Annotated in this window: 1 protein-coding gene; it reads right to left on the bottom strand. The window is 59.1% G+C overall.

Annotated elements, in window-relative coordinates:
• On the bottom strand, positions 1-1,563 hold a 1,563-nt coding region (gene priA, locus B2W52_RS01875), incomplete at both ends, for a replication restart helicase PriA (RefSeq protein WP_286801073.1).

The raw sequence follows: 1,563 nt of genomic DNA, 5'->3' as shown, positions 1-1,563 counted from the left end.
CTTTGTGCCCCGTCCGGCGCGGCCACTGACCTGCAGAAGGGTCTGTATGAGTTGCTCGGGGGCGCGAAAGTCCACGCTGAACAGCCCACCATCCGCGTTTACCACCACCACGAGTGTGACATTCGGGAAGTCGTGTCCTTTCGCCAGCATCTGGGTGCCCACAAGCACGCACGGTTTGCCGGTGTTTACCTGGTTCAGGATGCCCTGGATGCTGCCTTTGCGCTGCGTGCTGTCGCGATCCACTCGCACCACCGGTGTATCCGGGAAAGCCGTGGCAAGAATGTCCTCCGTTCTCTCGGTGCCCTGCCCAACCGGTTTGAAGGCCTCACTCTTGCACTTTGGGCACTGCTCGGTCGCCGCCGTCTGGTAGTCGCAGTGGTGGCATCTCATCGCCCGGTCCCGGCGGTGGTAGGTCAGGCGAGTGTCGCAGCGCGGGCATTCAACCATGTGGCCGCAGTCAAAGCACATCATGACCGGGGCAAACCCTCGCCGATTGACGAAAACCAGCGCCTGCTCACCTTTTGCCAGAATCTGTTCGATGGCATTCAAGGCAGGGCGGGAGAGGCCGCCCTCCAATGGGCGACTCCGGATATCCAGCAAGCTGATGACCGGGGGCGCAGCATTGCCGGCGCGCTCTTCAAGCTTTACCAGATGGTATTTGGCCTGCTCTGCATTATGAACGGATTCCAGCGACGGAGTGGCGGATCCCAGAATTACGGGGCATTTGTTCAGGTGTGCGCGGTAGACGGCCAGGTCCCGGCCGGAGTACCGAAAACCTTCACCCTGCTTGTAAGAGCTGTCGTGCTCTTCATCGACGATGATGGTTCGCAGGTTGGTGAACGGTAGCAAAGCAGCCGATCGCGTACCTACAAGGATAACGGGCTCGCCGTTCCGCACTTTCAGCCATGTCGTCAGACGTTCATTGTCGTTCAGCGCTGAGTGCCATACGACAATCCGTGCGCCAAAATAGCGCTGGAATCGGGCGACCGTTTGGGGCGTCAGATTGATCTCCGGAACCAGTACCAGGGCCTGATCCTGATTTCCCAGGTGTTCTTTCAGGTAATGAAGGTAGATCTCGGTTTTTCCGCTACCGGTGATGCCGTACAGAAGGAACGCGGCAAACCCTTCGTTCGGGCTAGCCAGCTGGTCTGCGGCAGATGTCTGCGCCTCGGATAATCTGGGTCGGCGGGCCAGCAGCTCGGGGGCTTCATTGAAATCCGCCGGTCGGGCTGGCGAGACAACCTCGATCAGTTGCTTCTCCTGCAGTGCCTTGAGTTGCGCCCGGTTGAATCCCGCCCTCAGAATATCGGTTGTCGGGGCGCCGTTGGATCGCTGGTTCAGCCAATCCCAAAGGGCTTTTTGTTTATGCGCATTCGCGGGAATCGTCGAGCCGCTGTCGATTGCCAGCCACCACTGATCCTTTTTTTCCTCTGCAATGCGTCCTCGTCTGAGTGCTGGGGGCAGGGCAGTGAACAGGCATTCGCCGAGCGGATGCTGGTAATAGTCGCTTGCCCAACTGAGAAGCTTGAAGGTTTCCACGGGCAATGCAGGCCAGTTTTCCAT

The organism is Marinobacter sp. UBA2498 (genome assembly GCF_002341575.1).
GTDB lineage: Bacteria > Pseudomonadota > Gammaproteobacteria > Pseudomonadales > Oleiphilaceae > Marinobacter > Marinobacter manganoxydans.
This window is presented reverse-complemented; position numbering and strand designations above follow the sequence as displayed.